The sequence below is a fragment of the Microcystis sp. M113S1 genome, from assembly GCF_020246945.1.
Taxonomy (GTDB): Bacteria; Cyanobacteriota; Cyanobacteriia; order Cyanobacteriales; family Microcystaceae; genus Microcystis.
The window spans coordinates 1-2,685 of record NZ_JADBSA010000174.1 but is presented as its reverse complement, the minus strand read 5'-3'; the positions used below and the strand labels follow the sequence as shown (position 1 = coordinate 2,685).

Below are 2,685 nucleotides of genomic sequence, written 5' to 3'. Positions count from 1 at the left end.
GGTCAACTACCTAATTTTCAGGGAAAAAGTACCTGAATTTTCCCCCTGATCACTCCCATGCCTGGTACTTTTTGATTGACAAAAAGTCTAAAAGTCTTACCCAACAAGGTTTTTAGATTTATTCAGCAGACCCTAATTACACATTTCGATAAAGCTTTTGCCTTTTGCATGAGTGCCTCTTGCCTTTTGCATGAGTGCCTATCCTAACCAAGAAATTAATTTTGCACGACTACTGATTGATTTATCGATCGTCCACCATCAGGACAGAAAATATTAAGGATGGGTAAATAAACCCATCCTCGGAATAATTAGGCCGCTATGGCTGTTTTTTCTGCTGTTAATGCCTCTTGGCGTTGAAATTCGGCTAATTGTGCCATAATTTCATCCCGGACAATCTGACGGTATTCCAGGAAATGCTCGTTGTGGGCGCAGACAGTGATATAGTGTTCGGCATTGGCGGGATTATGGCGCAAAATACCGAATAAATTCTGCCAGAATTTCCAGCGAGTGGAACGTTTAAAGCCCTGTCGCCAGATAATTACCGCTAGGGCATAGATATCAGCCCGGCGAGGCAGTTTAAAGGCAGGTTTAGCTTTAGGTGCCCCTAATTTCAGGAAACAGCGATAGGTGCGATCGAGAAATACCTCCGGATCGTACAATTTCCAGAAGGCTTCAATATATTCTGTGGCAATATCTTCGATCGGCCGGGTGGGAACGAAATTCATTAGGGTACTTTGGTTAATGTCCTGTTTCCCCGTTAATCGTAGTCGTCCTTCTTTTTCCAAGCGAGTCCATAGGGCGGTATTGGGTAAAGCTTGTAACATTCCGAATAGAGCCGTGGGAATGGCCGCTTCTTCGACAAAATTAATAATGCGATCGGCCGCACCTTTTTTCTCGCCATCAAAACCGATGATAAATCCCGCCATAGGGCGCAATCCAGCTTTAATAATCTTTTCTACCGTCTCGGTTAACGAACTACGGGTATTTTGGAATTTTTTGGTTAATTGTAAACTTTCTTCGTCGGGGGTTTCAATGCCTAAAAAGACCGCATCAAAATAACAATCAACCATCATTTCCATTAATTCGAGATCGGCGGCCAAATCCACCGATGCTTCCGTGTTAAACCGGAAAGGATACTGGTGTTCTTCTTGCCAAACCTTTAATTCTTTGAGGAGTAATTTAACGTTGCGCTTGTTGCCAATAAAATTATCATCCACCATGAACACGCCCCGGCGCCAACCTAACTCGTAGAGATAATCTAATTCTTTTAATAATTGTGCAGGGGTTTTGGTGCGGGGTTTACGACCGTAGAGAACGATAATATCGCAAAATTCGCACTGGAAGGGACATCCCCGCGAGAATTGTACCGACATGGAATCATAAGCTTCAAAATCGAGCAGATCGTAGCGTGGGATCGGGGTAATTGTCACATCTGGTTTTTCTGTGGTGCGGAAAACACCTTTGGTTTCTCCTTTTGCCAATGCTTCCACAAACATCGGGATGGTGATTTCTCCCTCATCGAGAATCAGAAAATCGGCCTCGGCCACTTCGTGGGGGATAGAAGTGGGATAGGGACCACCCACGGCCACCAGTTTACCCCGTTGCTTGGCTTCGTGAATTTGCTCGATTAAATCTTGACGTTGGACAATCATGCCGGAAAGAATGACTATTTCGGCCCAGTCCCATTCTGCTTCTGTCACCGCCCGAATATTGCGATCGACCAGTTTAAATTCCCATTCCTGCGGTAAAATCGCCGCCACCGTCACCATACCAAGGGGAGGAAGTAAGACTTTGCGATCGACTAATTCCAGAATTTTGTTATAAGACCAGAAAGTCGGCGGAAAAACGGGATAAATCAGTAAGGCGCGCATATTCACTCCTCGCTCGATGGCGATCGATTCTTGACCTTTCGCTTGATTGTAATCTTTTTCGGTCAGGGATGGGAAAACCGTTATTTAGCCCTAGAACTAAGATCAGGCTTGATTTTCGGCCGCCATTGCCCACCCTTGACCCTGCCCCCATAAAAGTTTATGGTCAACATTAATAAAATTTATGTAAATAAATGTTGCATAGTTTGGGAAGTTATGTTACATTTAATATCAAGCACTTGAATCAAACACAATTTTATTATAGGAAGGCAATTCACCATGGATAAGCAAGAAAACAAACTCGGCTTCACCGCTTTCGCTGAAAACTGGAATGGTCGTTTAGCCATGCTCGGTTTCGTTATTGGCGTAGCTACGGAATACTTAACCCACAAAGGCATCCTTGCTCAATTAGGCTTAATGTAATTTCAGCCTCGATTGCTGTGCATCTACAATCGTCTTGAATAAATTATCAAAAAAGGGGGGGAGCATAGCTCTTTCCCTACTTTAGTTGCAGGCAGGCTGGGGATTGGGGACTGAGGATCGTCGGAGCAGGGAGAAACAATCCATAACTTGGCAGTTAACCACACTATTAAAACGGATTTGGTATTGTTGCCAGTTAAAATTAAAAATGCCCTTAAGCGATCGCATCTTGGGGGTAGATGATGTACCGGAAAATCGCTTACCGAAATTTTGGGTTAAAGCCCCGTCCTTTTAGGACGGCTTTTTAAACTATAGCTTGTTAACTTAACTTTTATTGTGCTATACTGATTTTATCTAAGTACCCCCTGCGTAAAATGTTTGTCTTAGAGTTTAAAGT

At 43.6% G+C, this 2,685-nt stretch carries 2 protein-coding genes; one reads left to right on the top strand and one right to left on the bottom strand.

The genetic code is table 11. The features are described from left to right. Positions 1-308: 308 nt before the first annotated feature. Positions 309-1,871, bottom strand: coding sequence for a B12-binding domain-containing radical SAM protein (locus IM319_RS08860; RefSeq protein WP_287078435.1), 1,563 nt, complete (start codon positions 1,869-1,871; stop codon positions 309-311). Between the two features lie 276 nt (positions 1,872-2,147). On the opposite strand from IM319_RS08860, the gene IM319_RS08855 reads away from it, so the two are divergent. After that, positions 2,148-2,291 carry a high light inducible protein gene (locus IM319_RS08855; protein WP_002734821.1) on the top strand — a complete coding sequence of 48 codons (144 nt, stop codon included), beginning with the start codon at positions 2,148-2,150 and terminating at the stop codon, positions 2,289-2,291. The last annotated feature ends 394 nt before the right edge of the window (positions 2,292-2,685 follow it).

Excerpts from the sequence above, each read along its gene's own strand:
- IM319_RS08855 (WP_002734821.1), top strand. The coding sequence starts at position 2,148 with ATGGATAAGCAAGAAAACAAACTCGGCTTCACCGCTTTCGCTGAAAAC.
- IM319_RS08860 (WP_287078435.1), bottom strand. The coding sequence starts at position 1,871 with ATGCGCGCCTTACTGATTTATCCCGTTTTTCCGCCGACTTTCTGGTCT.